The organism is Enterobacter sp. MG-EB028 (genome assembly GCF_056673305.1).
Genome location: NZ_CP195079.1, coordinates 1,822,108 through 1,848,738, shown reverse-complemented (window position 1 = coordinate 1,848,738; position 26,631 = coordinate 1,822,108). Strand labels below are relative to the sequence as shown.

At 55.2% G+C, this 26,631-nt stretch carries 26 protein-coding genes, 2 tRNA genes and 2 other RNA genes; 13 read left to right on the top strand and 17 right to left on the bottom strand.

What is annotated here, in order from left to right:
* Positions 1-65: 65 nt before the first annotated feature.
* From ACR42C_RS08725 to ACR42C_RS08705, 5 genes are all read right to left on the bottom strand, one after another.
* Entirely contained in the window at positions 66-386 is a 321-nt protein-coding gene (locus ACR42C_RS08725; RefSeq protein ID WP_479985021.1) for a type 1 fimbrial protein, read from the bottom strand.
* A gap of 150 nt (positions 387-536) precedes the next feature.
* Positions 537-869: a curli assembly chaperone CsgC gene (csgC, locus tag ACR42C_RS08720; RefSeq protein WP_116340724.1), complete on the bottom strand. Its 333-nt coding sequence runs from the start codon at positions 867-869 to the stop codon at positions 537-539.
* Positions 870-930: 61 nt separating this feature from the next.
* Positions 931-1,389: a curli major subunit CsgA gene (gene csgA, locus ACR42C_RS08715; protein WP_080327570.1), complete on the bottom strand. Its 459-nt coding sequence runs from the start codon at positions 1,387-1,389 to the stop codon at positions 931-933.
* Between the two features lie 41 nt (positions 1,390-1,430).
* A complete protein-coding gene (csgB, locus tag ACR42C_RS08710) occupies positions 1,431-1,886 on the bottom strand; it encodes a curli minor subunit CsgB (protein ID WP_479985020.1) in 456 nt (151 codons plus the stop codon).
* Positions 1,887-2,032: 146 nt separating this feature from the next.
* Complete coding sequence (locus ACR42C_RS08705; protein ID WP_479985019.1) at positions 2,033-2,206, bottom strand: hypothetical protein; 174 nt, start codon at positions 2,204-2,206, stop codon at positions 2,033-2,035.
* A 435-nt stretch (positions 2,207-2,641) separates the two neighbouring features.
* Here ACR42C_RS08705 and csgD point away from each other — a divergent pair, with 435 nt between their 5' ends.
* From csgD to csgG, 4 genes are read left to right on the top strand one after another with little or no spacing between them, the layout of a single operon-like run.
* Entirely contained in the window at positions 2,642-3,292 is a 651-nt protein-coding gene (gene csgD / locus ACR42C_RS08700; protein WP_233002345.1) for a biofilm master transcriptional regulator CsgD, read from the top strand.
* Between the two features lie 4 nt (positions 3,293-3,296).
* A complete protein-coding gene (csgE, locus tag ACR42C_RS08695) occupies positions 3,297-3,686 on the top strand; it encodes a curli production assembly/transport protein CsgE (protein WP_048998812.1) in 390 nt (129 codons plus the stop codon).
* Between the two features lie 23 nt (positions 3,687-3,709).
* Complete coding sequence (csgF, locus tag ACR42C_RS08690; RefSeq protein ID WP_116340728.1) at positions 3,710-4,123, top strand: curli production assembly/transport protein CsgF; 414 nt, start codon at positions 3,710-3,712, stop codon at positions 4,121-4,123.
* 26 nt (positions 4,124-4,149) lie between these two features.
* Positions 4,150-4,983, top strand: a complete 834-nt coding sequence (gene csgG / locus ACR42C_RS08685; protein ID WP_028012674.1) for a curli production assembly/transport protein CsgG — start codon at positions 4,150-4,152, stop codon at positions 4,981-4,983.
* Between the two features lie 43 nt (positions 4,984-5,026).
* Here the strand turns inward: csgG and ACR42C_RS08680 are convergent, their stop codons facing one another.
* From ACR42C_RS08680 to ghrA, 4 genes are all read right to left on the bottom strand, one after another.
* Entirely contained in the window at positions 5,027-5,509 is a 483-nt protein-coding gene (locus ACR42C_RS08680) for a DUF1097 domain-containing protein (RefSeq protein ID WP_302219980.1), read from the bottom strand.
* 96 nt (positions 5,510-5,605) lie between these two features.
* On the bottom strand, positions 5,606-6,160 hold the full coding sequence (locus ACR42C_RS08675; protein WP_116340732.1) for a TorD/DmsD family molecular chaperone: 555 nt from the start codon (positions 6,158-6,160) through the stop codon (positions 5,606-5,608).
* Positions 6,161-6,180: 20 nt separating this feature from the next.
* Entirely contained in the window at positions 6,181-6,918 is a 738-nt protein-coding gene (locus ACR42C_RS08670) for a PHP domain-containing protein (protein ID WP_479985018.1), read from the bottom strand.
* Between the two features lie 84 nt (positions 6,919-7,002).
* The gene (gene ghrA, locus ACR42C_RS08665; RefSeq protein ID WP_479985017.1) at positions 7,003-7,941 is read right to left on the bottom strand and encodes a glyoxylate/hydroxypyruvate reductase GhrA; all 939 of its coding nucleotides are present in this window, start codon (positions 7,939-7,941) and stop codon (positions 7,003-7,005) included.
* A 232-nt stretch (positions 7,942-8,173) separates the two neighbouring features.
* Here ghrA and ACR42C_RS08660 point away from each other — a divergent pair.
* Together ACR42C_RS08660 and ACR42C_RS08655 are read left to right on the top strand one after the other, a co-directional pair.
* Positions 8,174-8,261 (top strand) — tRNA-Ser (locus ACR42C_RS08660).
* Between the two features lie 44 nt (positions 8,262-8,305).
* A non-coding RNA gene (locus ACR42C_RS08655) (RtT sRNA) lies at positions 8,306-8,442 on the top strand.
* Positions 8,443-8,739: 297 nt separating this feature from the next.
* Here the strand turns inward: ACR42C_RS08655 and ACR42C_RS08650 are convergent.
* The gene (locus tag ACR42C_RS08650; RefSeq protein ID WP_116340736.1) at positions 8,740-9,645 is read right to left on the bottom strand and encodes a LysR family transcriptional regulator; all 906 of its coding nucleotides are present in this window, start codon (positions 9,643-9,645) and stop codon (positions 8,740-8,742) included.
* A 109-nt stretch (positions 9,646-9,754) separates the two neighbouring features.
* Between ACR42C_RS08650 and ACR42C_RS08645 the strand changes: the two genes are divergently transcribed.
* The 4 genes from ACR42C_RS08645 (at position 9,755) to ACR42C_RS08630 (ending at position 11,729) form a co-directional block, all read left to right on the top strand.
* On the top strand, positions 9,755-10,615 hold the full coding sequence (locus ACR42C_RS08645; protein WP_479985016.1) for a pirin family protein: 861 nt from the start codon (positions 9,755-9,757) through the stop codon (positions 10,613-10,615).
* 20 nt (positions 10,616-10,635) lie between these two features.
* Complete coding sequence (locus ACR42C_RS08640; RefSeq protein ID WP_025755865.1) at positions 10,636-11,313, top strand: isochorismatase family protein; 678 nt, start codon at positions 10,636-10,638, stop codon at positions 11,311-11,313.
* Positions 11,314-11,460: 147 nt separating this feature from the next.
* Positions 11,461-11,548: transfer RNA gene (locus ACR42C_RS08635), tRNA-Ser, on the top strand.
* 44 nt (positions 11,549-11,592) lie between these two features.
* A non-coding RNA gene (locus ACR42C_RS08630) (RtT sRNA) lies at positions 11,593-11,729 on the top strand.
* 61 nt (positions 11,730-11,790) lie between these two features.
* Here the strand turns inward: ACR42C_RS08630 and ACR42C_RS08625 are convergent.
* From ACR42C_RS08625 to efeU, 5 genes are all read right to left on the bottom strand, one after another.
* The gene (locus ACR42C_RS08625; protein ID WP_320721049.1) at positions 11,791-13,296 is read right to left on the bottom strand and encodes an alanine/glycine:cation symporter family protein; all 1,506 of its coding nucleotides are present in this window, start codon (positions 13,294-13,296) and stop codon (positions 11,791-11,793) included.
* Positions 13,297-13,679: 383 nt separating this feature from the next.
* A complete protein-coding gene (gene phoH / locus ACR42C_RS08620) occupies positions 13,680-14,471 on the bottom strand; it encodes a phosphate starvation-inducible protein PhoH (RefSeq protein ID WP_029740192.1) in 792 nt (263 codons plus the stop codon).
* 499 nt (positions 14,472-14,970) lie between these two features.
* A complete protein-coding gene (gene efeB / locus ACR42C_RS08615) occupies positions 14,971-16,254 on the bottom strand; it encodes an iron uptake transporter deferrochelatase/peroxidase subunit (protein ID WP_320721048.1) in 1,284 nt (427 codons plus the stop codon).
* A 5-nt stretch (positions 16,255-16,259) separates the two neighbouring features.
* A complete protein-coding gene (gene efeO / locus ACR42C_RS08610) occupies positions 16,260-17,387 on the bottom strand; it encodes an iron uptake system protein EfeO (RefSeq protein ID WP_479985015.1) in 1,128 nt (375 codons plus the stop codon).
* A gap of 40 nt (positions 17,388-17,427) precedes the next feature.
* Entirely contained in the window at positions 17,428-18,261 is an 834-nt protein-coding gene (gene efeU, locus ACR42C_RS08605; protein WP_192983067.1) for an iron uptake transporter permease EfeU, read from the bottom strand.
* 251 nt (positions 18,262-18,512) lie between these two features.
* Here efeU and ACR42C_RS08600 point away from each other — a divergent pair, with 251 nt between their 5' ends.
* The gene (locus tag ACR42C_RS08600; RefSeq protein WP_479985014.1) at positions 18,513-19,697 is read left to right on the top strand and encodes a NupC/NupG family nucleoside CNT transporter; all 1,185 of its coding nucleotides are present in this window, start codon (positions 18,513-18,515) and stop codon (positions 19,695-19,697) included.
* A gap of 48 nt (positions 19,698-19,745) precedes the next feature.
* Here the strand turns inward: ACR42C_RS08600 and ACR42C_RS08595 are convergent, their stop codons facing one another.
* The gene (locus ACR42C_RS08595) at positions 19,746-20,165 is read right to left on the bottom strand and encodes a DUF3574 domain-containing protein (protein ID WP_479985013.1); all 420 of its coding nucleotides are present in this window, start codon (positions 20,163-20,165) and stop codon (positions 19,746-19,748) included.
* Between the two features lie 70 nt (positions 20,166-20,235).
* A complete protein-coding gene (putP, locus tag ACR42C_RS08590) occupies positions 20,236-21,744 on the bottom strand; it encodes a sodium/proline symporter PutP (RefSeq protein WP_316378889.1) in 1,509 nt (502 codons plus the stop codon).
* A 422-nt stretch (positions 21,745-22,166) separates the two neighbouring features.
* On the opposite strand from putP, the gene putA reads away from it, so the two are divergent.
* Both putA and ACR42C_RS08580 read left to right on the top strand, forming a co-directional pair.
* Positions 22,167-26,129 (top strand): trifunctional transcriptional regulator/proline dehydrogenase/L-glutamate gamma-semialdehyde dehydrogenase, encoded by a 3,963-nt coding sequence (putA, locus tag ACR42C_RS08585; protein ID WP_479985012.1) that lies wholly within the window; start codon positions 22,167-22,169, stop codon positions 26,127-26,129.
* Between the two features lie 51 nt (positions 26,130-26,180).
* The gene (locus ACR42C_RS08580; RefSeq protein ID WP_163328702.1) at positions 26,181-26,582 is read left to right on the top strand and encodes a lysozyme inhibitor LprI family protein; all 402 of its coding nucleotides are present in this window, start codon (positions 26,181-26,183) and stop codon (positions 26,580-26,582) included.
* The last annotated feature ends 49 nt before the right edge of the window (positions 26,583-26,631 follow it).

The following is a 26,631-nucleotide window of genomic DNA, read 5'->3' as shown; positions in this document are numbered from 1 at the left end:
GCAGAGGGGTTATTGAGAAAAATGACAGGCATAAAACCGCGCCCACCGACGGGCGCGCACGGGTATTAACGGTACTGGATCTGAACAACCGCGAGCGTTTTTTCAGGATTCAGGTACGTCATATTGACCGTCGCCAGGCTGGAAGCAGTCGACTTGCCGTTCAGCGCATCGTCAAAACTGATCGTACGCGTTTGCATACGGTTTTTTTCCGGGCATGACAGCGCAAGCTGCCGCTGTTGTGGTGTGACTTCACAAGGGTCAGCAACGATTGCACCGCGAAAGTGAATAACACCACCTTCCGCAATAGTGGCTGAATAAGCTGGAGCGATTAAAGCAGAAACGAGCAGGCCCAGACCTGAAATAAGATGAGCAAAATAGTGGGTCACGATATGTACTCCTCAATGAAAATCGTCCATGAGGGGCAAACGCGCTTCATTATGCAAACGAAGGCTGACGTTACGGAACCAAACAACGCAGTTCCTGATAACAGCTTAGTTCAACGGCAAATATTCGCAATGCATTGATTTCATGAATATTTACAGCGTACCCCCGGCTGGCGACCACTGCTGTGATAAATGAAGCGCTTTTCCATCCGTGACGGTGACGACGATTTTTACCGTGTCTCCCGCAGAAATAGTTAAACTCAACCGCGTTAAATCAATCGCCTGATTAGCGGGGATAAAAAGGGTATTTTGCTGCCGTGAAGCACTTTGCCCACTCTGCCCTTCTTTCAGTGAGAGGATCTGAACCTGACAATCACACGGTTCCGACAAAATGACCTGCGGAATAATGGTTGTCATATTTCCCTGCTGTGACGTTTTAAAAGCGATCTGCCCGGAAAGCGCGGCAAGGAGAATGAAGGTATTCATGAGGAACTCCCGAAAAAAAACAGGGCATCGGCCCTGTTTTTTTGTATTCCAGATTTCAGTATCAGTACTGATGCGCTGTCGCGTGGTTACCAAAGCCAATCTGGGTCACGTTGACAGTGGAGTTAGACGCCGTCTGGTCTACGAGCGCACCGTTAAGGCCGCCGTACTGGCTAACATTCATAACGGATTTTTTGCTGTTCCACTGGTCGAGTGTCGCACTGTTGCCGAAACCGTTCTGGGTCAGGTTGATTTTACTGTCGTCAGAACCCTGACCGACATCAGCCCCGTTACCACCACCGGTCTGGCTAATATTCAGAACGGAATTTCTGGCATCCGTCTGCAGGGCCAGCGCTGAGTTACCGCCACCGTTCTGGTAAATATTCAGAGTTGAATTTGGACCACTGTATCCGCCCTGACCATGACCGTGTCCATGACCCCATCCGCCCTGATTAATCATACCAGCCATAGCACTACCAGAAACTACGATTGCTGCAAGTGCTGCCACTTTGATAAATTTCATGGTAAACCCCCATCGGATTGATTAACGTCGTCGCGAAATAACTAGCGCTGAATAACGCGAATTGCCATCTGCGACTGTTTCTGCACTACAACTGCGGTTTTCTGCGTACCGTACTGCGTAATATTTGCTCTATTACCCGACCCTTTCTGGATAATTTTCGCACTATTACCATATCCATCCTGCGTAATGCCTGCACCGTTCCCGTTACCGCTCTGATCGATCCAGGCAATATTATAAGTCCCTGATTGATCAACTCTCGCTCTGTTGCCTGCCCCATCCTGGGAAATGACGGACAAGAGTTTCGATCCTTCCTGGCGAAGCTGAGCGTCATTAAACACGCCCTGTTGACCAATAATGGCTGCCTGATTTAATGATGAATGACTTAATTCATTAACCGCAAAATTATATTCAGCGTTTGCCAAATCTGAATTCGATGCGGTTACAAATCCAGGCGCACCCAGTAATGTAAACATCAAAAATAACGCTGTGTTTTTCATGTTGTCACCCTGGACCCGGCTACCTGAAAACACCTTGATCGTATTTCGTATTAAACGACTCGTTTTTTGTTAACGCGTCGTTACGGTGAAGAGTATGTCCGCTGAAACATTTTAAATATCTCACCCGCGCGGCTTATTTTTATTTTTCAGGTCACCACAAAGTTGTAATTTGCACCATAAAAGGCATTACTCAGGCCGGTTTTATTTTTTATGAAATATTTATGCGTGGCATGCTGTACAACGGCGAGAAAGCCGCCCATGCCCCTTCCCGCGTTGTTTAAGCGTAACGCCAGGATGACATTTTCTTCAGTGCGTGACACAAGGCGAGTTTTCTTAAGCCAGAAAAACCAGAGCGGTATGACTTAGAAAGTATCAGTTACTCATACCTTGACACATACCAAAGAAAATAATAAATACTTTTAAATATCAATTGATTGATAATATTTGTATGATTTTTAAAATCTATGCACAACTATTTACATGTACAACTTTCATATCAAATAACAACATTAAAAATCTGTAATTTACACAAATTAATATTGATTTTTACATCTTGTTACATGATTAACACTTGCTTTAAAACTCGTAAAAGCTAGATTGAAATTAGATGTACGAAATTGGTTTTATATTTACCTCCCTGTGGAGGTTATGTTCTGTTTCTACACACAGCAGTGCAACATCTGTCAGTACTTCTGGTGCCCTCTTCTTTACAGAGAGGGCGGCTGTCAGGTGCCAAAAATAAGTGGGGTTTCATCATGTATAATGAAGTCCATAGTTTACATGGTCATACATTACTGTTGATCACAAAACCTTCTCTGCAAGCGACAGCTTTATTACAACATTTAAAGCAATCTTTATCACTGAACGGAAAATTGCATAATATTCAACGTTCTTTTGATGATATTGCGCCTGGCAGCATCATTCTGTTTGATATGATGGAAGCCGATAAAAAGCTTATCCATTACTGGCAAGATAACTTAAGCAGGAAAAACAATAATATCCGCGTGTTATTATTGAATACGCCTGATGAATATCCTTTCAGAGATATTGAAAACTGGCCGCATATCAATGGCGTGTTCTACGTCACTGAAGAAGAGGTTCGGGTGGTAGATGGTCTGCAAGGCATATTGCGCGGCGAATGCTATTTCTCGCAAAAGCTGGCCAGCTACCTCATCACGCACTCCGGAAATTACCGCTATAACAGTTCGGAATCAGCGCTGCTCACCCACCGTGAGAAAGAGATCCTGAACAAATTACGCATTGGTGCTTCAAATATTGAAATCGCCCGTTCGTTATTTATCAGCGAAAATACGGTGAAGACGCACCTTTATAATCTTTTCAAGAAGATAGCTGTTAAAAACCGAACTCAGGCTGTTTCATGGGCAAACGATAACCTCAGGCGTTAATGACATGAAGCGCACGTTGAGTTGGATCGCCGCAGCGAGTCTCCTGCTCGCTGCTGGGAACCTGCAGGCCGTTGAGGTCGAAGTTCCCGGATTGTTAACTGACCACACGGTCTCATCGATCGGGCACAGTTTTTACCGGGCCTTCAGCGATAAATGGGACAGTCCCTACACGGGTAATTTAACAATCAACGAGCGGCCCAGTGCACGTTGGGGAAGCTGGATAACCATAACGGCCAATCAGGACGTTATTTATCAAACGTTTTTATTCCCCTCGAAAACAGACTTCGATAAAAACGTAGCCTTAGCACTGGCTCAAACTGAAGACGCTATTAATCGCCTGCAAATAGATAAAGCCCTATTAAGCACCAGCGATTTAGCAAAAGATGAGTTCTAGCGAACCGATATGCGGAGGCTGTCATGCGTATTGCATATGCAGTTGTTTCGATCATGCTTATTGCTCCCCTGAGCTGGGCCGGAAATATGACCTTCCAGTTCCGTAACCCTAACTTTGGCGGCAACCCCAACAACGGTGCCTTTCTGCTGAATCAAGCCCAGGCACAAAACTCTTATAAAGATCCGAGCTATCAGGATTTTACCGTTGATACCCCTTCCGCACTGGATAACTTCACCCAGGCTATCCAGTCGCAGATTTTAGGGGGATTGCTGACCAACATTAATACCGGCAAACCCGGCCGAATGATGACCAACGACTTTATTGTCGACATCGCCAACAGGGACGGACAGCTCCAGTTGAATGTGACCGATCGTAAAACCGGAAAAACCTCCACCATAGAGGTTTCCGGCCTGCAAAATAATTCAACTGACTTTTAAACAATAGCTAAATAAGGACAACGATCATGCAGCGCTTCCTGATATTTGTTGCAGTGTGCTTATTGAGCGGTTGTTTAACTGCTCCACCTAAAGAAGCTGCAAAACCAACATTAATGCCCCGGGCCCAGAGTTATCGTGATTTAACCCATTTGCCTTCACCTACGGGCAAGATATTTGTCTCGGTATACAACATTCAGGATGAAACCGGGCAATTTAAGCCTTACCCGGCAAGTAACTTCTCCACCGCGGTGCCGCAAAGCGCCACCGCCATGCTGGTGACCGCACTGAAGGATTCGCACTGGTTTATACCGCTGGAACGCCAGGGGCTTCAGAACCTGTTAAATGAACGCAAAATCATTCGCGCCGCGCAGGAGAATGGCACCGTCGCGGACAATAACCGGATGCCTCTGCAGTCTCTGGCCGCCGCAAACGTGATGATTGAGGGTTCGATTATCGGTTACGAGAGTAACGTAAAATCGGGCGGTGTTGGGGCGCGCTACTTCGGTATCGGCGCGGATACCCAGTACCAGCTCGACCAAATTGCGGTTAACCTGCGCGTCGTTAACGTCAGTACCGGTGAAGTGCTCTCTTCGGTCAACACCAGCAAAACGATACTGTCTTACGAAGTTCAGGCTGGGGTATTCCGCTTCATCGACTACCAGCGTCTGCTGGAGGGTGAAATTGGCTACACCTCTAACGAACCGGTCATGATGTGTCTGATGTCAGCCATTGAAACCGGCGTGATCTTCTTAATTAACGATGGTATCGATCGCGGGCTGTGGGATCTGCAAAACAAAGCGGACGTGCAGAACCCGATCCTGGTGAAATACCGTGATATGTCGGTGCCTCCGGAATCCTGACAGGCAGCGCATAAAAAAGGCGAGATGATTATCTCGCCTTTTTTTATTCACTCACCGCGGTGATGTTTTGCGTTTTTTCCCGTCGCGCCGCCAGCCAAAGACCGCAGTTCTTCATGGCGTAGCCAAACAGCAGTCCCAGCGCCAGGGAAGGAACCACCAGCTTCCAGTCCCCCTGCCCGGCGAAGGTTGCGCAGGCCCCCATAAAGGTGCCCGGCACGAACGACAGCAGCAGATGCTTCGCCTGGATGCACATCAGGAAGGCGACCACACCCGTCATGACGTACCCCAGCATCTCCAGATGCGGCGCCAGCGCGCTGCCCTTCATGATGACCAGCGCCCAGATCACGCCGCTCATCAGCGTGCAGCCTGAGATAAAGAGCCCTTTCAGCCCGCCCTGAGGACAGGCGAAATAGGCCGTGCAGCCCAGGAAACCGGCCCAGCTTAATAAACCGAGAGACACCGCTACCCATCCCCAAACACCGGAGAGAATGCCTGTCGTGATCGCAATACAAAGTAATATGTTCATGGCGCGCATCTTAACAGATGCGCGCCATAGAAATGAGATCGGAAGCACATTACGCACATGCGGAAATGTATCGTTGCAGGATTTTTGTGATGAAAATCACTCTTCAGCTTCTTCTTCCAGCTCGTCCCACATTGCTGCGATGGCGTCACGCGTCAGCGGGGCCAGCGTTCTCCAGAACGGAGAGGTGGCATGGGCTTCCACTTTACCCAGAAAGGTTCCGACCCACGGCAGCAGATACGTCTCGAAGAGGATCCCGATGGCTTCATTTTCATCGTCGCCTGCGTTGTCTTCGATCCAGGAGGCTGCCAGCAGCAGCGTACCGATATGATCGGCTGGCGTATCGCTCAGCGGCATCCCGCGTTCGGAGAGAAATGCCCGCACTTCCGCTTCGGTCGCCCCTTCCTGCCAGGCCGAACGATACGGCGACACGCGGCACTCTTCGCCTACGAACAGCGCGTTGTAGTCCGTTGAGATCTGCTGCATATCGCAGCTTTTCTGCAGGCGTTCCAGTAACTCATCCTGTTCCAGCGGCCAGTTCTGCGCCAGCTTACCTTCGCGAATCAGCGTAAACAGCGGAACCAGCAGCGGATCCTGCGGCTGGCGATAATAGAGGGAGCCCAGCACGCGGCAAAGGATGGAGAATTCATTCATTATTTTATTCCGTTATTCAATTAAAGATCGGCAAATTCATCAATCGGCGCCATGCCGCGCGACTCAAGGAAATCGAGCATACGACGCGGCGTGACGTTCAGGATGCGTTCTTCCGGGAAATCCACATCCTGCAATATTTTCAGGCACTCGCTGAAATCCCCCAGCGTGAAGGCCGTGTGCGAATCAGAGCCCAGCGCCACCATGCCACCCGCATCACGCACGGCGGCAGCCACTTCGCGACAGTTGGCTTCACTGCCCTTACGCGAGTGCACGAACGAGGAGTTATTAATCTCCAGCGCCACGCGGTGTTTCGCCGCGGCCTGCGCCACGGCCTGAATATCAATCGGGTACTTCGGGTTGCCCGGGTGGCTAATGATATGCACATTGCCGCTGTCAATGGTGGCAATCATCGCCGCGGTATTGGTCTCTTTATCCTGCGGCGGGAAAACCGGCTCATGGAAACCGGCGAGGATCAGATCTAAGGAGGTCAGCATCGGGCCGGTGCAGTCAATTTCACCGTCGGTGTTTTTGATGTTCGCCTCAATGCCGCGCAGTATCCCGATGCCATCCACCAGACGCGGCCAGATACGCATATTCACAAAATGCCAGTAGTGCGGCGCATCCGCCATATCCGGGCCGTGATCGGTTATCGCAAATAGCTTGATGCCTTTAAGCTTCGCCTGAGCGATATAATCATGGAGGTTGCTATACGCGTGGGTACTGGCGACGGTGTGCATATGCAGGTCAACGGGATACATCTTTCTCTCCTCTGCGTTTTTTCCAAAGGATAGCAGTTATCAGCGGCGAATATTAGCAAAAACCCGGCGAACGCCGGGTTTCTCTCAGTAGCCGCGCTGTCTGTCGACCTGTCCGGTAACCGGGTTACCCTTCTCTATTTCACCGATCGTGTGCGAGATATAGGCCACCGCCTCGGCCGGTCGCGTGACGGCGGCCACGTGCGGCGTCATGGCCACGCGCGGATGTCGCCACAGCGGGCTTTCCTCCGGCAGCGGTTCACGGCTGTAAACATCCAGCATGGCGCCTTTAAGCTTCCCGCTGTCCAGTGCCCTCAGCAGATCCGGCTCGACCAGATGAACCCCGCGCGCCAGGTTCATCAGGTAGCTCTGATCGACCAGCTGATTGAGCAAGGCTTCATTGATGATCCCTACCGTTTCCGCCGTATTGGGAAGCAGGTTGATCAGCACGCGCGTGCCGCTCAGGAAGGCCGGAAGCTCATCCGTTCCGGCAAAACTCTCAACGCCCGGATAATCTTTACGGCTGCGGCTCCAGCAGCGCAGCGGGAAGCCCCACGGGGCAAGCGCTTCAGCCACTTTTGAGCCGAGCACACCCGCGCCGAGGATGCCGATTGTAAAATCTTCGCGACGGTAATCCGGCAGCGGCTCCCAGTGGGCCTGCTGTTTAAAGGCTTGATAATCGTCGAAGCGGCGGAACCAGTGCAGCACCTGGCTCACGGCATATTCCTGCATTTGCTGCCCCATTCCGGTATCTTCCAGGCGGAACAGAGGGATCTCTTCCGGCAGCATTTCAGGGTGTGCCTTCAGTTTGCTCAGAATGGAATCCACGCCAGCCCCGAGCGCGAAAACGGCCTTCAGCTTACGGCCCTGAAGCATTTCCACCGGAGGATGCCAGACCAGCGCGTAGTCGGCATGTTCGTTATCACCCCGCTTCCATTCACGAACGCGAGCGCCCGGCAGCGCCGCAGAAAGTGCTTCAATCCAGTAAGCCGTATCAAAAGTGGGGTGATAGAAGAGTATATCCATAGTCATTCCTGCCTTTTATTGCGCTGATTTAGTTTGCTTTTTAACTGGACGGTCAGCATAGCAAATTTATTGCGCGACTGTGTTGTTGATAAAAAAGACGCTTTCAGCACATTTAAGAATCATGTTGCCTGAAGTTTGTCTAAACGCGCTAAATTACTGAAAAAGTGAGTTGACGGCAGTTCGGCTTTTCCTTACATTAGCGCCCGTCCCGACAACAACGGGATGACAATATGGTGAGGTGTCCGAGTGGCTGAAGGAGCACGCCTGGAAAGTGTGTATACGGCAACGTATCGGGGGTTCGAATCCCCCCCTCACCGCCATATTTGAGATGAGAGCTCGTACGAAAGTACGGGCTTTTTTCTTTTATATTCTCCATAAGGGGGGGATGAGAACCCCCGACCGGGGTTCGACAACTGGCGCAGCCAGTTGGACAGACTGAGAGCGTAGCGAACAGGCTGCCCGAAGGGCGAGCGAAGCGAGTCAATCCCCCCCTCACCGCCATATTTGAGATGAGAGCTCGTACGAAAGTACGGGCTTTTTTCTTTTATATTCTCCATAAGGGGAGGATGAGAATCCCCGACCGGGGTTCGACAACTGGCGCAGCCAGTTGGACAGACTGAGAGCGTAGCGAACAGGCTGCCCGCAGGGCGAGCGAAGCGAGTCAATCCCCCCTGAGCTATAAGCAGCTCGGTGCGGCCTGAGCCCCTCACCCTAACCCTCTCCCCAAAGGGGCGAGGGAATTATTTACTGCTCGCATTAGTTTCGGGGGATTCCTCAGCCCGCAAGGCGAGGGGATTGTTACTCCTCCACCATCCGGGCATATTCTTCGGTAAGAAAATCCACCAGCGTTCTGACCGACGGCAGTAAACCACGCCGGGAAGGATAAACCGCGTGAATCACTTCCCGTCTGGGTTCCCATGCATCCAGCACCCGCACCAGTTCCCCTGATGCCAGCTGATCCTTGACCATCAAAATCGGCAGCTGCACGACCCCTACCCCCGCCATTGCCGCTTCACGCAGCGCCAGCATGTCGGTGGTAATCAAGCGCGGCGTAAAGTGAATCTCCGCTTTTGCCCCGTCCGGCCCGCCCAGTTCCCATTTATGCAGCTGCTTTCCCGCCCCCATGCTCAACCCCGGCCATTCGCTCAGCTCAGAGGGCACGGCAGGGTTGCCCATCTGCTCAATCAGCGCAGGGCTCGCCACCAGGCAGTGCCCCCTGTCTGCCAGCACTCTTAACACCAGATCGCTGTCGTCAAAGGGACGTGGACGAACGCGGATCGCCACGTCAATGCCCTCGCCCACCAGATCGACTCGCCGGTTGGTGGCCTCAAGCTGAAGATTGATCCCCGGATAGCGTGCCATAAACCGTGCCAGCATCGGCCCCACGTGAACGTGCAGCAAGGTTACCGGGCAGGTGATCCTGACCACACCGCGCGGCTCGGCCTGTAAAGCCGCCACCGCCTCTTGCGCAGCTTCGGCCTCCACCATCATCGCTTTACAGTGCTGATAGAAGGTCTGCCCGACTTCGGTCACCGTAAACTGCCGCGTAGTGCGCTGGATCAACCGCACGCCAAGGCGCTCTTCCAGCTGAGCAATCCGGCGGCTCAGTTTCGACTTGGGCTGATCGAGCGCCCGACCCGCCGCCGCAAACCCACCATGGTCCACCACCTTCACAAACCACGCGAAATCATTGAGATCCTGCATACGCCCTCATCGTTCCATTTTCAGAACAGTGAATGTCAATTTCACTATCTACCGGGATATTAACCCTGAATATAAGCTAATTACATCAACAGAACATCAGGAGCTCATCATGAAAAACGTAACAGGCGTTTATACCGCACCTCGTCCGCACTGGGTCGGTGACGGTTTCCCGGTTCGTTCAATGTTTTCTTACCAGACGCACGGCGAGCCGCTGAGCCCGTTCCTGCTGTTGGACTACGCCGGACCGTACACCTTCCCGGCGGACGGCGCGAAACGCGGCGTGGGCGAGCATCCTCATCGCGGCTTTGAAACGGTCACTATCGTCTACTCCGGGGAAGTGGAGCACCGCGACTCAACCGGCAGAGGCGGCGTCATTGGCCCGGGCGACGTGCAGTGGATGACGGCAGGCGCAGGCATCCTGCACGAGGAGTTCCACTCCAGCGCCTTCGCGCAGAAAGGTGGCGAGCTGAAAATGATGCAGCTGTGGGTCAACCTGCCTGCCAAAGACAAAATGGCGACGCCTGGCTACCAGAGCATCACCAAAGCGGAGATCCCGGTGGTTACGCTGCCGGATAACAGCGGCACGCTGCGGGTCATCGCCGGTCGCTTTGAGGACGTGACGGGCCCGGCACATACCTACTCACCGCTGAACGTGTGGGATCTGACGCTACGCCAGGGCAGCCATCTGACGCTCAATCAGCCCGAAGGCTGGAGCACGGCGCTGGTGGTGCTTGAGGGCAGCGTGGCGGTGAACGGCACTACGACCGCGGGTGAAGCGCAGCTGGTCGTGCTGAGCCAGAGCGGTGACAGGCTGCATCTGGAAGCGAACAGCGACGCGAAAGTGCTGCTGATGGCCGGCGAGCCGCTGAATGAACCGATTGTGGGCTACGGCCCGTTTGTGATGAACAGTAAAACCGAGATCGCGGAAGCCATTCGTGATTTCAATTCCGGCCGCTTCGGCCAGATCTGAACGTAATAAAGGAGCGCAATATGTCTACCCCTGCAAACTTCAACGGTGCACGTCCGGTCATTGACGTAAATGATGCCGTCATGCTGCTTATCGACCACCAGAGCGGGCTGTTCCAGACCGTCGGCGACATGCCCATGCCGGAGCTGCGCGCCCGTGCGGCGGCGCTGGCAAAAATTGCTACGCTGGCGAAGATCCCGGTGATCACCACGGCCTCCGTTCCACAGGGACCGAACGGCCCGCTTATCCCGGAGATCCACGCCAACGCGCCGCATGCGCAGTATGTGGCCCGCAAAGGTGAGATCAACGCCTGGGATAATCCGGAGTTCGTGGCGGCGGTAAAAGCCACCGGTCGCAAGACGTTAATTATTGCCGGCACAATCACCAGCGTCTGCATGGCCTTCCCGTCCATCAGCGCGGTGGCGGACGGCTATAAAGTGTTTGCGGTGATTGATGCTTCCGGCACCTACAGCAAAATGGCGCAGGAGATCACCCTGGCACGCGTGGTCCAGGCCGGTGTGGTACCAATGGATACCGCCGCGGTGGCCTCTGAGATCCAGCGCACCTGGAACCGTGAGGACGCGGCTGAATGGGCTGAGGTGTATACCCACATCTTCCCGGCTTACCAGCTGTTGATCGAAAGCTACGGCAAAGCACAGGAAGTGGTTAAAAACAGCGAAGTACTCGATTCACAGCGTTAATCCCCTGCTCCACGGCGTAAAAACCGTGGAGCTGATTAATGCTTAACCGAACAGGCACTAAAGCTGAAAATCTGCTTGACCGTGTTAGCGCAACTCCCTATAGTAGCGCCCCGTTGCCCCCCAAGCGGTCAGGCAGCAAAACAATATGGTGAGGTGTCCGAGTGGCTGAAGGAGCACGCCTGGAAAGTGTGTATACGGCAACGTATCGGGGGTTCGAATCCCCCCCTCACCGCCATATTTGAGATGAGAGCTCGTACGAAAGTACGGGCTTTTTTCTTTTATATTCTCCGTAAGGGGGGGATGAGAACCCCCGACTGGGGTTCGACAACTGGCGCAGCCAGTTGGACAGACTGAGAACGTAGCGAACAGGCTGCCCGAAGGGCGAGCGAAGCGAGTCAATCCCCCCCGGTGCGACACGAGCTGCCCCACCTACAAAAAAAAGCCCGTACAAAAGCACGGGCCGGTCTCAACCATTCCTCAGCTATTCAGCTTTCCAGCCGGTTGCTTTCCCTCGGGAGCAGGTCTCTGGCCGATATTCAAACCCTCTTCATCCTTGCGCTCCTCCAGCCAGTAATCCGCATTTTTAATCCCCAGACGCACCGGATCAAACTGTGGATCCAGCCCCTGCGCGTTCTGGATTTCATAATCCTTCAGGCTGGCAAACGCTTTTTTATGCAGCAGAACAATGGCAATAATGTTGAGCCATGCCATCAGCCCTACGCCAATATCCCCCAGTCCCCAGGCCAGATCCGCGGTACGAACCGTGCCGTAGACCGTGGACGCCATCAGACATAACTTAAGCAGGAACGTCAGCCACGGGCGGTGAATTTTGCGGTTGATGTAGGCGATATTGGTTTCGGCAATATAGTAGTAAGCAATAATCGTAGTGAAGGCAAAGAAGAACAGCGCAATAGCAACAAAGTAATTACCAAAGCCCGGCATCATACTTTCCATTGCCGTCTGCACGTAGCCAGGACCTGCGGCCACGCCTGCAATTCCCGTATAAAGCGCGGCGCCGTCGACGCCCTGGACGTTATACAGCCCGGTAATTAGCAGCATAAACCCGGTCGCGGAGCAGACAAACAGCGTGTCGATATAGACCGAGAATGCCTGAACCAGCCCCTGCTTCACCGGATGGCTTACCGCCGCCGCGGATGACGCATGCGGCCCGGTCCCCTGCGCCGCTTCGTTAGAATAGACGCCACGCTTAACACCCCACATAATCGCCTGACCGAGGATGGCGCCAAAGCCTGCTTCCAGGCCGAACGCGCTTTTCCAGATCAGCAGAATAACCGAAGGGAGCTGGTTAATATTAATGGCGATAATCACGCAGGCGACAATAATATAGCCCAGCGCCATAAATGGAACGACCATACTGCTAAAGCTGGCGATCCTTTTCACGCCGCCGAAAATAATAAAGCTTAACAGCACAGCAAGTAATGCCGCCGTCACGTTCGGACTCAGACCAAAGGCAATATCCAGGCTCGCACCAATTGAGTTTGCCTGCACGCCCGGAAGTAATAACCCGCAGGAGAAAATAGTCACAATGGCAAATAACCATGCGTACCACTTAACGCCTAAACCTTTTTCAATATAAAAGGCAGGACCACCACGATATTCGCCGTTAATTTTTTCTTTATAAACCTGGCCCAGGGTGGATTCGACAAATGCTGAACTGGCGCCTAAAAAAGCGACTATCCACATCCAGAAAAGCGCGCCCGGACCGCCAAAAGTAATTGCCGTGGCCACACCAGCGATATTCCCTGTCCCCACACGGCCTGCCAGCGTCATCGTCAGTGCCTGAAACGACGACACGCCTGCATCCGTAGGACGCCCCTGGAACATCAGGGTAATCATGTGCTTGATATGACGTAATTGCAGAAAGCGACTACGCAGTGAGAAATAGAGGCCAACACCCAGACATAAAAATATTAACGCAGGGCTCCAGATTACACCATTAATAGCACCAACCAGTTCGTTCATGTATGACCCTCAGCGTGATGTTTCGGGGGAACGGATCCCCTGTTGTGTTTCTTCTTAGAATTTTGTTCGAACAAGTACGAAACATAGATAACTCCCCTTCAGACACCAACTTAATTTTTACTTCGTAGTAATGATCTGTGACAACATTCACGTTTAATTTTTAACTAACAATTAGCGGGATCATTATATTCATAGATATTTTGTGGGTATTATAAACACATGTCACACTTCTACCGCTCAAATAAAAAGCAGCCGTAAAAAAATTAATAATCGAAATGGTTAATTATCAATAACAGGTGAATTCTGCAAAGAATAAAAGACGCTTCCCGGCATGACGCCGGGAAGAAATTACAGGAAAGCGGCAAAACGATAATGCTTTACCTTTAGTCGGAATAGACCTGCAGCGTGCGCTGACACAGCGCTGAACGCACGCAGTCCTCTTTGGTGAAGCGTACCACCCCAATCATCTCATCTTCCTCAAAACGTGACATGGCGTCGCTCAGCCCGGATTTTACGCCGGACGGCAGGTCACACTGGGTAATATCGCCGTTAACGATAACCGTCACGTTCTCCCCGAGGCGCGTTAAGAACATCTTCATTTGCGCAGCGGTCACGTTCTGAGCCTCGTCAAGAATGACGACCGCATTTTCAAATGTACGTCCGCGCATATAGGCGAACGGCGCGATTTCCACCTTGCCAATCTCTGGCCGCAGGCAGTACTGCATAAAGGATGCACCCAGTCGCTTCACCAGCACGTCATAGACGGGCCTGAAGTAAGGGGCAAACTTCTCCGAAATGTCTCCGGGCAGGAAGCCGAGATCTTCATCCGCCTGCAGTACCGGACGGGTAACAATAATGCGCTCCACGTCCTTATGAATCAGCGCTTCCGCCGCTTTGGCCGCACTGATCCACGTTTTCCCGCATCCGGCTTCACCGGTTGCAAAGATGAGCTGTTTACTCTCGATAGCATTCAGGTAGTGCGCCTGAGCCTCATTGCGCGCCACAATTGGAGAATTATCACGGCTGTCTCGGGCCATGCCAATTGCTTCTACGCCACTCATCTGCACAAGCGAGGTGACCGATTCTTCTTCACGCTGTTTATGGCTACGTGAGTCCCGTCTCAGCACACGTTTTGCTTCGCGACGAGCTTTGATCACTGCTTTTTGTCTTCCCATGGATAGCACCTTGAGTTGTTGGTATTCATCACACGCGCCAGCTTCGGCACGATTATGCGCACGAACATCAGAGGGTTGGCTTCCTTGTAAGCCATTGCTTGCTTTATCAGATGACGATACAGAACGGCTACGCGCACCGGTCTGCACGTCGGTCGAATCAGATTCTTGAGGTGTGGGGGAGAATTTAGTGGTGAGGAAATCGCTGCCGGAGTCTGAGCCTCCGCGCCGGGTGCTGCGGTTGTTATGTTTACCATGTCCAGTACAGGACGCAACCATTCGCGATCTCCATAGTGATTCAGCATCACTGCCGGGAACTACCGCTGTCTTATCTTAAGTACATCAGGAGTTATCATAAATGCAACATTTATTTTACCTGAATGCAACTTTTCAGACTGCTCCTGCAGCGGATTCAGTCTTATATAGAAATATTACAGAAATATAACAATATGTTAGTCATATGAAAAAATAATGTCCCTGCGAACTATCGCAGGGACAATTATCAGGCTTCGAGCAGCCCTTGAGCGAGATACGCACCAGCATCGCGCGCGCCGGGCAGGGCAAAGAAATACCCGCCGCCGATGGGCTTAATGTACTCTTCCAGCGCTTCACCGTTTAACCGCTTCTGCACCGTCAGGAAACCTTTCTCCAGATCGTGCTGATAGCAGACGAACAGCAGCCCCATATCAAGCTGCCCGGAGTTGGTCACGCCCAGTGAATAGCTGTAACCACGGCGCATCATCAGGCTGGACTGCGTCTCTTTGGTGCGCGGGTTAGCAAGGCGAATATGGCTGTCGAGCGCGATAACGTCGCCATCCGGATCGCTCGCATAGTCAGGCACATCATGCTCGTGCTTCATACCCAGCGGTGCCCCGCTCTGCTTGTCGCGGCCGAAAATCGTCTGCTGCTCTTTCAGCGGCGTGCGGTCCCAGAACTCCACGTGGAACTGGATAATCCGCACCGCCTGGTAGCTGCCGCCCACCGCCCACGCCGGTTCGCCCTGATTGGCAGTGACCCACACCACCTCCTTCATGAGCGCACCATCGTGACTGTCCGGGTTGGCCGTACCGTCCTTAAAGCCCAGCAGGTTCACCGGGGTCTCTTTCCCCTTGCTGCGGGCGGCGTGATCGGAGATAAACCCTTCCCGCTTCCAGCGCACGCTCAGCAGATCCGGCGTGTGCTTGATGATATCGCGCAGGGCGTGGATCACCGTATCCTGGGTATTGGCACAAATTTGCAGGAGCAGGTCGCCGTGGCACAGCGCCGCGTCGAGGGAGTCATTCGGGAAGCGCGTCATTTTTTGCAGCGCTTTTGGCTTCTGCTTTGCCAGGCCATAGCGGCCATCAAACATCGACTCCCCCACCGACACGGTGATGGTCAGGTTATCCGGCGCGATAAACGCCCCGAGGATACCGGAATCCATCGGCGGCAGGCGCGGATTTGGCGTCTCCGGTGCCGGACCGCCCGCGGTAAGAAACGCGATGCGCGCCGTCAGCAGGCGGAACAGCCGCTCCAGATCCGCCTTATCGCTGGCCAGCGAATCAAAGGCCACCAGCATCATGGAAGCCTGCTGCGGCGTCAGAATGCCCGCCTGGTGCTCACCGTAAAACGGCTGCGTCTCCATCCGGGCATCCGGCGACAGCGTGCCGGGAGCGCTTTGCGGTTTCGCCGCATGCGCAACCGGGCAGCCACCTGCCAGGGCAAGCGCGCCGCCCAGCGCCCCGACCCCTTTTAACAAACGACGTCGGGAAGGTTCCGCCACGTCGTGCTCGTCATGCTTGTTCATCGTGCTTAGTCCAGACCCAGTACGCCGCGCAGCAGGGAGAGATCTTCCGCCAGGGTCGTAATCGGGCCTTTCAGCGCATTACGGTCAGCGTCGGTCAACTTGTCGTAGGTTTCGAACCCGTCTTTGGTGCGGTATTTCGCCAGAATGGTGTCCACTTTTTTGAAGTTGGCATCCACTTTCGCCAGCAGTTCGCCGTTCTCTTTCTGCAGTTGAGGACGCAGCAGGTCGACAATTTTCTGCGCGCCGTCGACGTTGGCCTGGAAGTCCCACAGGTCAGTATGGCTGTAGCGATCTTCTTCCCCGCTGATTTTGCTCGCGGCCACTTCTTCAATCAGCCCCGCCGCGCCGCCCACCACTTTCGACGGCGGGAAGGCCAGCTCGCTGATGCGCTTTTGCAGCTCCAGCACGTCGGCGTTCAGCTGCCCGGCATATTTCTCCATTCCTTTGGTGGTGTTATCGCCAAACAGGGCTTTTTCCAGACGGTGGAAGCCGGTGAATTTCGGATCGGCGGCCTTCTGCTCGTAGTCGTCTTCACGGGCATCAATGCTGCCGTCAAGGTCAGAGAACAGTTCGGCAATCGGCTCGATGCGCTCGTAGTGCTGGCGGGTTGGCGCATACAGGGATTTCGCTTTTTCGATATCGCCCGCTTTCACCGCGTCGGTGAAGGCTTTGGTGCCCGTAACCAGGTCCGCCGTCTGTTTGGTGACGTAGGATTTATAGGCGGTGATGGCGTCGCCCAGGCTCAGCAGGGCCGTGCCTTTGGCGGCGTCCGCCGTCGCTGCACCTTTGACGATCAGCTTGCCTTTCGGATTGGTCAGCAGGCCGCAGGTCATGTCGTATTCACCCGGCTGCAGGTTGGCGGTCATCTTCTGGCTGAAGCCCGGGGCGATATTCTCGCGCTCTTCCACCACCATCACGCCTTTGAGGATCTCCCACTCCAGTGCCTTCTGGCTATGGTTCTGAATGATAAACTGGGTTTTCCCGCTCTTAACCGTGATGGTCATCGGATCGCACTGCTTATCGTTGACGGTGACTTTCACCTGCGGAATATCCGCAGCCTGCGCGGTGAAGGCAGAAGCGAACAGCGCGGCAATGCCTGCGCACAATGCACTACGACGAAACTGAATTGCCATGACTCTTCCCTTAAAAAGTATGTTGTAACTAAAACGATAATTACGGCGCAACGCGCGACGTCTGCGAACCGGTACGCGGCGGCATTGCAAACAGCACCAGCGCCGGAACCAGATAGATAAAGTACATCGCCACTTCGCTGACGCTCGGCGTTTCCTGGTAGCCGAAAATCCCTTCAAGCAGGGTGCCAGTCAGTGAATGGGTGGAGAGGACGTTGCTGAGATCGAACGCCACGCCCTGGAAGTGGTTCCACAGGCCCGCCTCGTGGAAGGCGCGGATCGCCCCTGCCGCCAGCCCCGCGGCCACCAGCAGAATGAACAGGCTGGTCCATTTAAAGAAGGCGCCCAGGTTAAGGCGAATGCCGCCCCAGTAGAGCAGGAAGCCCAGCACCACCGCCGTTGCCAGACCGAGCATGGCGCCCAGCGGCGGCCAGATACCCACGTCCTGCTGGAATGCCGCCAGCAGGAAGAAGACCGATTCCAGCCCCTCGCGCGCAACGGCGAAAAAGACCATCATAATCAGCGCCCAGCCGTGGTGATTCCCCTTCTGCAGGGCGTTATCCACCGCCTGCTCCAGCTGCACCTTCACGTTGCGGGATACTTTGCGCATCCAGAACACCATCCACGTCAGGATGAACACCGCAATCACGGCGACGATACCTTCAAACAGCTCTTGCTCTTTCTGCGGGAATTCGCCGGTGGTTTCATTGATGAGGATACCTAAACCCAGGCAGAGCGCCGCGGCAAGGAAAACGCCAACCCACATCACGCCAATCCAGCGCCCTCGCTGGGTGCGCTTCAGATAACTGGCGATAAGGCTGACAATCAGGGCCGCTTCAAGGCCTTCACGTAACATAATGAGAAATGGAACAAACATGCCGACACCTTAAATGTTTATCGCGGTCAACTGATGCAAAGAAAGGTAAATTCTTGTGATAGTGATTATCATTACGGCGAAAAGAAACACAAGCGAAATGTGTGGTGATTTGATGACGAGTTGTAAACGCAAAGCCTGTTAATAGTTACCACCGTTACCGTTAAGTTTATAAGTTATAATAAAAATGCCCATTTACGGTTAACCATCGCTGTGGCTAAATATCCGCCTCAAAAACCAACTGAAAATAACCCATGTTTAAGATTGTCCATTTCCTGCTGGCGCTGGTGATTATTCTTGCGCTCGCCTGGCTGGTGAGTTTCGACCGCCGAAAAATTCGCATTCGTTATGTTTTACAGCTGATAATTATTGAAATTGCGCTGGCGTTCTTTTTCCTGCACGCCGAAAGCGGGCTTTTCCTGATTAAATATGTTTCCGGCTTCTTTGAGTCACTGCTGAAATTTGCCTCGGAAGGGACGAATTTCGTCTTTGGCGGAATGGGTGAAAAAGGGCTGGCGTTTATTTTCCTCGGCGTGCTTTGCCCGATTATTTTCATTTCGGCGCTGATTGGTATTCTCCAGCACTGGCGGATCCTGCCGATTTTTATTCGAATCATCGGGACGCTGCTGTCAAAACTGAACGGCATGGGCAAGCTGGAATCCTTCAATGCGGTGAGCTCGCTGATCCTCGGCCAGTCGGAAAACTTTATTGCCTACAAAGGCGTGCTGGGGGATCTCTCCTCACGTCGCCTGTTCACCATGGCGGCCACGGCCATGTCGACGGTCTCCCTGTCGATTGTCGGCGCCTATATGACCATGCTCGACGCCAAATTTGTCGTTGCCGCGCTGATCCTGAACATGTTCAGCACCTTTATTATTCTCTCGGTTATTAACCCGGTGCGTCCGGAAGCCGAGCCGGATATCAAGCTGGAGAAGCTGCACGAATCCCAGAGCTTCTTTGAAATGCTCGGCGAGTATATTCTGGCCGGTTTTAAGGTAGCGATGATTATTCTGGCAATGCTGATTGGCTTTATCGCCCTCATCAGCGCGGTTAACGCCCTCTTCTCCAGCGTATTCGGCATGAGCTTCCAGCAGATCCTGGGCTATGTGTTTTATCCGCTGGCGTGGCTTGTCGGTATTCCGCTGAGCGATGCGCTCAATGCGGGCAGCATTATGGCAACCAAGCTGGTGGCAAATGAATTTGTGGCAATGATTGAGCTGCAAAAAATTGCCCATGAAATGTCACCGCGCGGGCTGGGCATTTTGTCCGTCTTCCTGGTGTCGTTCGCGAACTTCGCCTCCATCGGCATCGTCGCCGGGGCGATTAAGGGGCTGAACGAGCAGCAGGGCAACGTGGTGTCGCGGTTTGGTCTGCGCCTGGTGTACGGTGCGACGCTGGTGAGCCTGCTGTCGGCGAGCTTTGCGGGATTAGTGCTGTAAATTGCTTTGCTACAAAACAACAACGGCGGGATTTCCCGCCGTTTTTTATTAAAACTGCACGCACACCGGCTGGTCGACGCGCATCACCGACTCCTGCGCGAAGCGTGACTTATAAATCCCGCGCAACGCTTCGATGTTCTTCTCGCTCTGGGCATCTTTCCCGTGGATCAGCATCAGCGCCTTGCTCGGCTCGCGCGCCACTTTCCCATCATTCCCCAGCCACTGGCCGCGCGCATCAAACACCGTTAAGCCATCGCGAAAGCGCGGCGTCACGTCCTGGTCGACAAACTGCTGCCACTCGCTGCCGGTAATCTGCGCCCCTGCAGGCCGATTTAAGCCAAAATAGAGCGTGGTCTGCTGCATCTGGTTATCCGCTTTGCAGATCTCTACCGCCGCGTGCTGCGTGGGAGCGTTACAACCCGCCAGCATCACTAATGCTGCCACCATTAACCCTGTTTTAATCATCATTTATCATCTCGAACTGGTGAACGGTCTGTCCCCTCTCCCCTTTGGGGAGAGGGTTAGGGTGAGGGGAAAATTACTCTGCCTGAAGCTTAGTCGGCGGCGCAGTGTGGTAATGCGCGTCCGCTTCCGCAAAGCGCTTCTGCATGGAGGCTGACGGCGCTTTACCCAGCAGGCTGAACACCACAATACCGATGCTGCCGAAGAGGAAGCCCGGAATGATTTCGTACAGGCCCAGCCATGCGAACTGTTTCCAGACGATAACAGTGACCGCACCGATAATCATCCCGGCCAGCGCGCCGTTGCGGGTCATGCGTGACCACAGCACGGAGAACAGCACGACCGGACCAAACGCGGCGCCAAAGCCCGCCCACGCGTAGCTCACGAGTCCCAGCACGCGGTTTTCCGGGTTGGCCGCCAGCGCAATCGCCACCAGCGCCACCACCAGCACCATAAAGCGCCCTACCCACACCAGCTCTTTCTGGCTCGCGTTTTTACGCAGGAAGGCCTTGTAGAGGTCTTCGGTGATTGCGCTGGAGCAGACCAGCAGCTGGCAGCTCAGGGTGGACATCACCGCCGCCAGGATCGCGGAGAGCAAAATGCCGGCAATCCACGGGTTGAACAGAATTTGCGCCAGCTCGATGAACACGCGTTCGGCGTTCTGGTTCACCGCGCCCGCCTGCGCCGGGTTGTTGTTGAAGTACGCGATACCGAAGAAGCCGACCGCGCACGCCCCCGCCAGACACAGGATCATCCACGTCATGCTGATGCGACGGGCATGCACGATGGTGTGGTGAGAATCCGCCGCCATAAAGCGCGCCAGAATGTGCGGCTGACCGAAGTAGCCCAGCCCCCAGCCCATCAGGGAGACGATGGCCACGAAGTTCAGCCCTTTCAGCATGTCGACGTTTTCGATGCTCTTCTGCTTGATCACTTCCAGCGACTCGCCAAAGCCGCCGACGGTGAAAATCACAATCACCGGGGTCAGGATCAGGGCGAAGATCATCAGGCTCGCCTGCACGGTATCGGTCCAGCTTACCGCCAGGAAACCGCCCACGAAGGTATAGAGGATGGTCGCCGCGGCACCGGCCCACAGGGCGGTTTCGTAACTCATGCCGAAGGTGCTTTCGAACAGACGCGCGCCGGCCACAATGCCGGAGGCACAGTAGATGGTGAAGAACAGCAGGATGACTACCGCAGAGATAATGCGCAGGATGCGGCTGTTGTCTTCAAAACGTCCGGTGAAGTAGTCCGGCAGCGTCAGGGCGTTGTTGTTGGCCTCGGTATGCACGCGCAGACGGCCTGCCACCAGCTTCCAGTTGATCCACGCGCCGACGGTCAGGCCGATGGCGATCCAGCTTTCGGAAATACCAGAGATGAAAATCGCGCCCGGCAGCCCCATCAGCAGCCAGCCGCTCATGTCGGAGGCGCCCGCAGAGAGTGCGGTCACCATCGGGCCTAAACTGCGGCCGCCCAGGATGTAGTCGTCAAAGTTCTTCGTCGAACGCCATGCCAAAAACCCTATCAGGATCATGCCAAAAATATAAACGAGAAATGTCACCAGCATCGGTGTGCTAATAGCCATTCAAATTCTCCAAAATGTCGAGCGACAGCCGTCCGGGCTGCCTTGTTATGTCATCACCGGAACGTAGTGATGTGTGTATGTGTTTCAGTTGGGCGCGCTATCCTGCCGTATGCGCATCCCGCTGACAAACGATTTAACACTGCATTTACATCAAATTCATCCCCGGTTTGATACGAGTTTCCTATAGGTTGCACTCGCTCACGCTTTTACGGGTTGCACCTTTGAAAAGTGTTAACTCCCGCATAAAAACAGGCTTCCCGCACAAAAGCCAGCGCGTTTTTCCAGCTAACCATTCGTTAACAATCCATTCATTTTCCGGGTTGCAAACCAGGTCACATTTAACACGGTTGCACAAAGTTGCAACATGGTGGATATTTCACGCTATCTACAGAACGCTATTACAGAACAACAGGAGTTTTGGCATGGGGATGACCACCATGGGGGTTAAGCTGGATGACGCGACCCGCGAACGGATTAAGACCGCAGCAACCCGCATTGACCGCACACCGCACTGGTTAATCAAGCAGGCGATTTTCAACTATCTGGAAAGGCTGGAGAGCGAAGAAGGTCTGCCGGAGCTGCCTGCACTGCTGGCGGGCGCAGCGAACGAAAGCGACGACGCCGCGACGGCGGTGGAAGAGAATCACCAGCCGTTCCTCGAATTTGCCGAGCAGATCCTGCCGCAGTCCGTCAGCCGCGCCGCCATTACCGGCGCCTACCGCCGTGCAGAAACCGATGCCGTGCCGATGCTGCTGGAGCAGGCCCGCCTGCCGGAAGCCATTGCCGCCCAGGCGCACAGCCTGGCGTATCAGTTAGCCGACAAGCTGCGCAACCAGAAAACCGCCACCGGCCGCGCCGGGATGGTTCAGGGTCTGCTGCAGGAGTTTTCCCTCTCTTCACAGGAAGGCGTGGCGCTGATGTGTCTGGCGGAAGCGCTGCTGCGTATTCCGGATAAAGCCACCCGCGACGCGCTGATCCGCGACAAGATCAGCAACGGCAACTGGCACTCCCACATTGGCCGCAGCCCGTCGCTGTTCGTCAACGCGGCGACCTGGGGCCTGCTGTTTACCGGCAAGCTGGTCTCCACCCATAACGAAGCCAACCTCTCCCGCTCCCTGAACCGCATCATCGGCAAGAGCGGCGAGCCGCTGATCCGCAAGGGCGTGGACATGGCGATGCGCCTGATGGGCGAGCAGTTCGTCACCGGGGAAACCATTGCCGAAGCGCTGGCAAACGCCCGCAAGCTGGAAGATAAAGGTTTCCGCTACTCTTACGACATGCTGGGCGAAGCGGCGCTGACCGCCGCCGACGCGCAGGCCTACATGGTCTCTTACCAGCAGGCGATCCACGCCATCGGTAAAGCGTCCAACGGTCGCGGTATTTATGAAGGCCCGGGCATCTCTATTAAGCTCTCCGCCCTGCACCCGCGCTACAGCCGCGCGCAATATGACCGCGTAATGGAAGAGCTCTACCCGCGCCTGAAGTCTTTGACACTGCTGGCTCGCCAGTATGACATCGGCATTAACATCGACGCCGAAGAGGCCGACCGTCTGGAGATCTCTCTCGATCTGCTGGAAAAACTGTGCTTCGAGCCGGAGCTGGCAGGCTGGAACGGCATTGGTTTCGTTATCCAGGCCTACCAGAAGCGCTGCCCGTTCGTCATTGATTACCTGATTGACCTGGCCAGCCGCAGCCGCCGTCGCCTGATGATCCGTCTGGTGAAGGGCGCCTACTGGGACAGCGAAATCAAACGCGCCCAGATGGAAGGGCTGGAAGGCTATCCGGTTTATACCCGCAAGGTTTACACCGACGTATCTTACCTCGCCTGTGCGAAAAAGCTGCTTGGCGTGCCGAACCTGATCTATCCGCAGTTCGCCACCCACAACGCCCACACCCTGGCCGCCATTTACAGCCTCGCGGGTCAAAACTACTATCCTGGCCAGTACGAGTTCCAGTGCCTGCACGGCATGGGTGAACCGCTGTACGAGCAGGTCACCGGTAAAGTGGCGGACGGCAAGCTGAACCGCCCGTGCCGTATCTATGCTCCGGTGGGTACCCACGAAACCCTGCTGGCGTACCTGGTGCGTCGTCTGCTGGAAAACGGCGCGAACACCTCCTTCGTTAACCGCATCGCCGACACCACCCTGCCGCTGGACGAGCTGGTGGCCGATCCGGTGCAGGCCGTAGAGAAGATGGCGGCGCAGGAAGGCCAGATTGGCCTGCCGCATCCGAAGATTGCCCTGCCGCGCGAACTGTATGGCGCAGGCCGCGTCAACTCGGCGGGTCTGGATCTCGCCAACGAACACCGCCTGGCGTCACTCTCCTCTGCCCTGCTCAACAGCGCATTGCAGAAATGGCAGGCCAAACCGATCCTTGAGCAGTCCGTCGAGGACGGCGAAATGCAGCCGGTCATTAACCCGGCAGAGCCAAAAGATATCGTCGGCTACGTGCGTGAAGCCACCGAAGCGGAGGTTGACCAGGCGCTGGACAGCGCGGTGAACAACGCGCCAATCTGGTTCGCCACGCCGCCGCAGGAGCGTGCCGCCATTCTGGAACGCGCCGCGGTGCTGATGGAAGATCAGATGCAGTCGCTCATCGGCATTCTGGTGCGCGAAGCGGGTAAAACCTTCAGCAACGCCATCGCCGAAGTGCGCGAGGCCGTTGACTTCCTGCACTACTACGCCGGTCAGGTGCGCGATGATTTCGATAACGAAACCCACCGTCCGCTGGGTCCGGTCGTCTGTATCAGCCCGTGGAACTTCCCGCTGGCGATCTTCACCGGCCAGATTGCCGCCGCTCTGGCCGCAGGCAACAGCGTGCTGGCAAAACCGGCAGAGCAAACCCCGCTGATTGCCGCGCAGGGCATCAACATTCTTCTGGAAGCCGGCGTGCCGGCGGGCGTGGTCCAGTTGCTGCCGGGCCGCGGTGAAACCGTCGGCGCTAAGCTGACCTCCGATAACCGCGTGCGTGGCGTGATGTTTACCGGTTCGACCGAAGTGGCCTCCCTGCTGCAGCGCAATATTGCCACCCGTCTGGATGCGCAGGGCCGTCCTACCCCGCTCATCGCGGAAACCGGCGGCATGAACGCCATGATCGTTGACTCCTCTGCCCTCACCGAGCAGGTAGTGGTCGACGTGCTGGCCTCCGCGTTCGACAGCGCTGGTCAGCGCTGCTCCGCCCTGCGCGTGCTGTGCCTGCAGGACGACGTGGCGGACCACACGCTGAAGATGCTGCGCGGCGCGATGGCCGAATGCCGCATGGGCAACCCGGGCCGTCTCACCACCGACATTGGGCCGGTGATCGACGCGGAAGCCAAAGCCAACATTGAAAACCACATTCAGGCCATGCGCGCGAAAGGCCGTCCGGTGTTCCAGGCGGTGCGCGAGAACAGCGAAGATGCCCGCGAATGGCGGACCGGCACCTTTGTGCCACCAACGCTGATTGAGCTGGCAAGCTTCGACGAGCTGAAAAAAGAGGTCTTCGGCCCGGTGCTGCACGTGGTGCGCTACAGCCGTAACAATCTCAAGGAGCTTATCGATCAGATCAACGCCTCCGGCTATGGTCTGACGCTCGGCGTGCATACCCGTATCGACGAAACCATTGCGCAGGTCACCGGCAATGCCAAAGTCGGCAACCTGTACGTTAACCGCAACATGGTTGGCGCGGTCGTGGGCGTGCAGCCGTTCGGCGGCGAAGGCCTCTCCGGCACCGGTCCAAAAGCGGGCGGTCCGCTCTACCTGTACCGTCTGCTGGCGAACCGTCCGGAAAACGCCCTGGGCGTCACCCTGGCGCGCCAGGACGCAAGTTATCCGGTGGATACGCAGGTGAAAACCGTGCTGACGCAGCCGCTGGAGGCGATGATCGCCTGGGCGGAAAAACGTCCTGAGCTGCGTGCGGTTGCCCGGCAGTACGGGGAGCTGGCGCAGGCGGGCACCCAGCGCCTGCTGCCGGGGCCAACCGGCGAGCGCAACACCTGGACGCTGATGCCGCGCGAGCGCGTGCTGTGCGTGGCCGATAACGAGCAGGACGCGCTGGTGCAGCTGGCCGCGGCGATGGCAACCGGCTGTGAGGTGCTGTGGCCGGAAGACGCGCTGCATCGCGATCTCGCCAAACAGCTGCCGAAAGCGGTCTCGGCCCGTATTCGCTTTGCGAAGGCCGATGCGCTGCTGACGCAGCCGTTTGATGCCGTGATTTACCACGGCGATTCCGACCAGCTGCGCGAACTGTGCGAGCAGGTTGCGGCTCGCAGCGGGGCCATCGTTTCCGTGCAGGGCTTTGCGCGCGGGGAAACCAACCTGCTGCTGGAGCGCCTGTACGTGGAGCGCTCGCTCAGCGTCAACACCGCGGCGGCGGGGGGTAACGCCAGCCTGATGACAATCGGCTAACGCTGTGCTAATAAGGCTCCGGAGACGGAGCCTTATTTTATTGGGGAGTATATGAAACGATATCTTATCGCCGGTGCCGCACTGCTGCTGAGCGCCAGCGCGCTGGCCAACGAGTGCGACAAAGCCACCACCCAGCTTGAAATGAATACCTGTAGCGCGCAGCAGTACCAGGCTGCCGATAAAAAGCTCAACCAGACCTATCAGGCCGCCATTAAACGTGCAGCGGCTCCCCAGCGCGACCTGCTGAAAAAGGCGCAGCAGGCCTGGATTGCCCTGCGCGACGCGGACTGCGCGTTTATCGGTTCGGGGACGGAAGGCGGGAGCGTCCAGCCAATGATTGTTAACCAGTGCCTGGCGGAGAAAACCGTGGAGCGTGAAGCGTTTCTGGCCTCTCTGATGCAGTGTGAAGAGGGCGACTTAAGCTGCCCCCTCACCCCGGCCCTCTCCCCATAGGGGCGAGGGAGAAAAGACAGCTCAGAGCAGTTCCCTCTCTCCATAGGGG

Bases quoted from the DNA above. Each gene is read 5' to 3' on its own strand.
- csgC (WP_116340724.1), bottom strand. From the start codon at position 869: ATGAATACCTTCATTCTCCTTGCCGCGCTTTCCGGGCAGATCGCTTTT.
- csgA (WP_080327570.1), bottom strand. From the start codon at position 1,389: ATGAAATTTATCAAAGTGGCAGCACTTGCAGCAATCGTAGTTTCTGGT.
- csgB (WP_479985020.1), bottom strand. From the start codon at position 1,886: ATGAAAAACACAGCGTTATTTTTGATGTTTACATTACTGGGTGCGCCT.
- csgD (WP_233002345.1), top strand. From the start codon at position 2,642: ATGTATAATGAAGTCCATAGTTTACATGGTCATACATTACTGTTGATC.
- csgE (WP_048998812.1), top strand. From the start codon at position 3,297: ATGAAGCGCACGTTGAGTTGGATCGCCGCAGCGAGTCTCCTGCTCGCT.
- csgF (WP_116340728.1), top strand. From the start codon at position 3,710: ATGCGTATTGCATATGCAGTTGTTTCGATCATGCTTATTGCTCCCCTG.
- csgG (WP_028012674.1), top strand. From the start codon at position 4,150: ATGCAGCGCTTCCTGATATTTGTTGCAGTGTGCTTATTGAGCGGTTGT.
- ACR42C_RS08680 (WP_302219980.1), bottom strand. From the start codon at position 5,509: ATGAACATATTACTTTGTATTGCGATCACGACAGGCATTCTCTCCGGT.
- ACR42C_RS08675 (WP_116340732.1), bottom strand. From the start codon at position 6,160: ATGAATGAATTCTCCATCCTTTGCCGCGTGCTGGGCTCCCTCTATTAT.
- ACR42C_RS08670 (WP_479985018.1), bottom strand. From the start codon at position 6,918: ATGTATCCCGTTGACCTGCATATGCACACCGTCGCCAGTACCCACGCG.
- ghrA (WP_479985017.1), bottom strand. From the start codon at position 7,941: ATGGATATACTCTTCTATCACCCCACTTTTGATACGGCTTACTGGATT.
- ACR42C_RS08650 (WP_116340736.1), bottom strand. From the start codon at position 9,645: ATGCAGGATCTCAATGATTTCGCGTGGTTTGTGAAGGTGGTGGACCAT.
- ACR42C_RS08645 (WP_479985016.1), top strand. From the start codon at position 9,755: ATGAAAAACGTAACAGGCGTTTATACCGCACCTCGTCCGCACTGGGTC.
- ACR42C_RS08640 (WP_025755865.1), top strand. From the start codon at position 10,636: ATGTCTACCCCTGCAAACTTCAACGGTGCACGTCCGGTCATTGACGTA.
- ACR42C_RS08625 (WP_320721049.1), bottom strand. From the start codon at position 13,296: ATGAACGAACTGGTTGGTGCTATTAATGGTGTAATCTGGAGCCCTGCG.
- phoH (WP_029740192.1), bottom strand. From the start codon at position 14,471: ATGGGAAGACAAAAAGCAGTGATCAAAGCTCGTCGCGAAGCAAAACGT.
- efeB (WP_320721048.1), bottom strand. From the start codon at position 16,254: ATGAACAAGCATGACGAGCACGACGTGGCGGAACCTTCCCGACGTCGT.
- efeO (WP_479985015.1), bottom strand. From the start codon at position 17,387: ATGGCAATTCAGTTTCGTCGTAGTGCATTGTGCGCAGGCATTGCCGCG.
- efeU (WP_192983067.1), bottom strand. From the start codon at position 18,261: ATGTTTGTTCCATTTCTCATTATGTTACGTGAAGGCCTTGAAGCGGCC.
- ACR42C_RS08600 (WP_479985014.1), top strand. From the start codon at position 18,513: ATGTTTAAGATTGTCCATTTCCTGCTGGCGCTGGTGATTATTCTTGCG.
- ACR42C_RS08595 (WP_479985013.1), bottom strand. From the start codon at position 20,165: ATGATGATTAAAACAGGGTTAATGGTGGCAGCATTAGTGATGCTGGCG.
- putP (WP_316378889.1), bottom strand. From the start codon at position 21,744: ATGGCTATTAGCACACCGATGCTGGTGACATTTCTCGTTTATATTTTT.
- putA (WP_479985012.1), top strand. From the start codon at position 22,167: ATGGGGATGACCACCATGGGGGTTAAGCTGGATGACGCGACCCGCGAA.
- ACR42C_RS08580 (WP_163328702.1), top strand. From the start codon at position 26,181: ATGAAACGATATCTTATCGCCGGTGCCGCACTGCTGCTGAGCGCCAGC.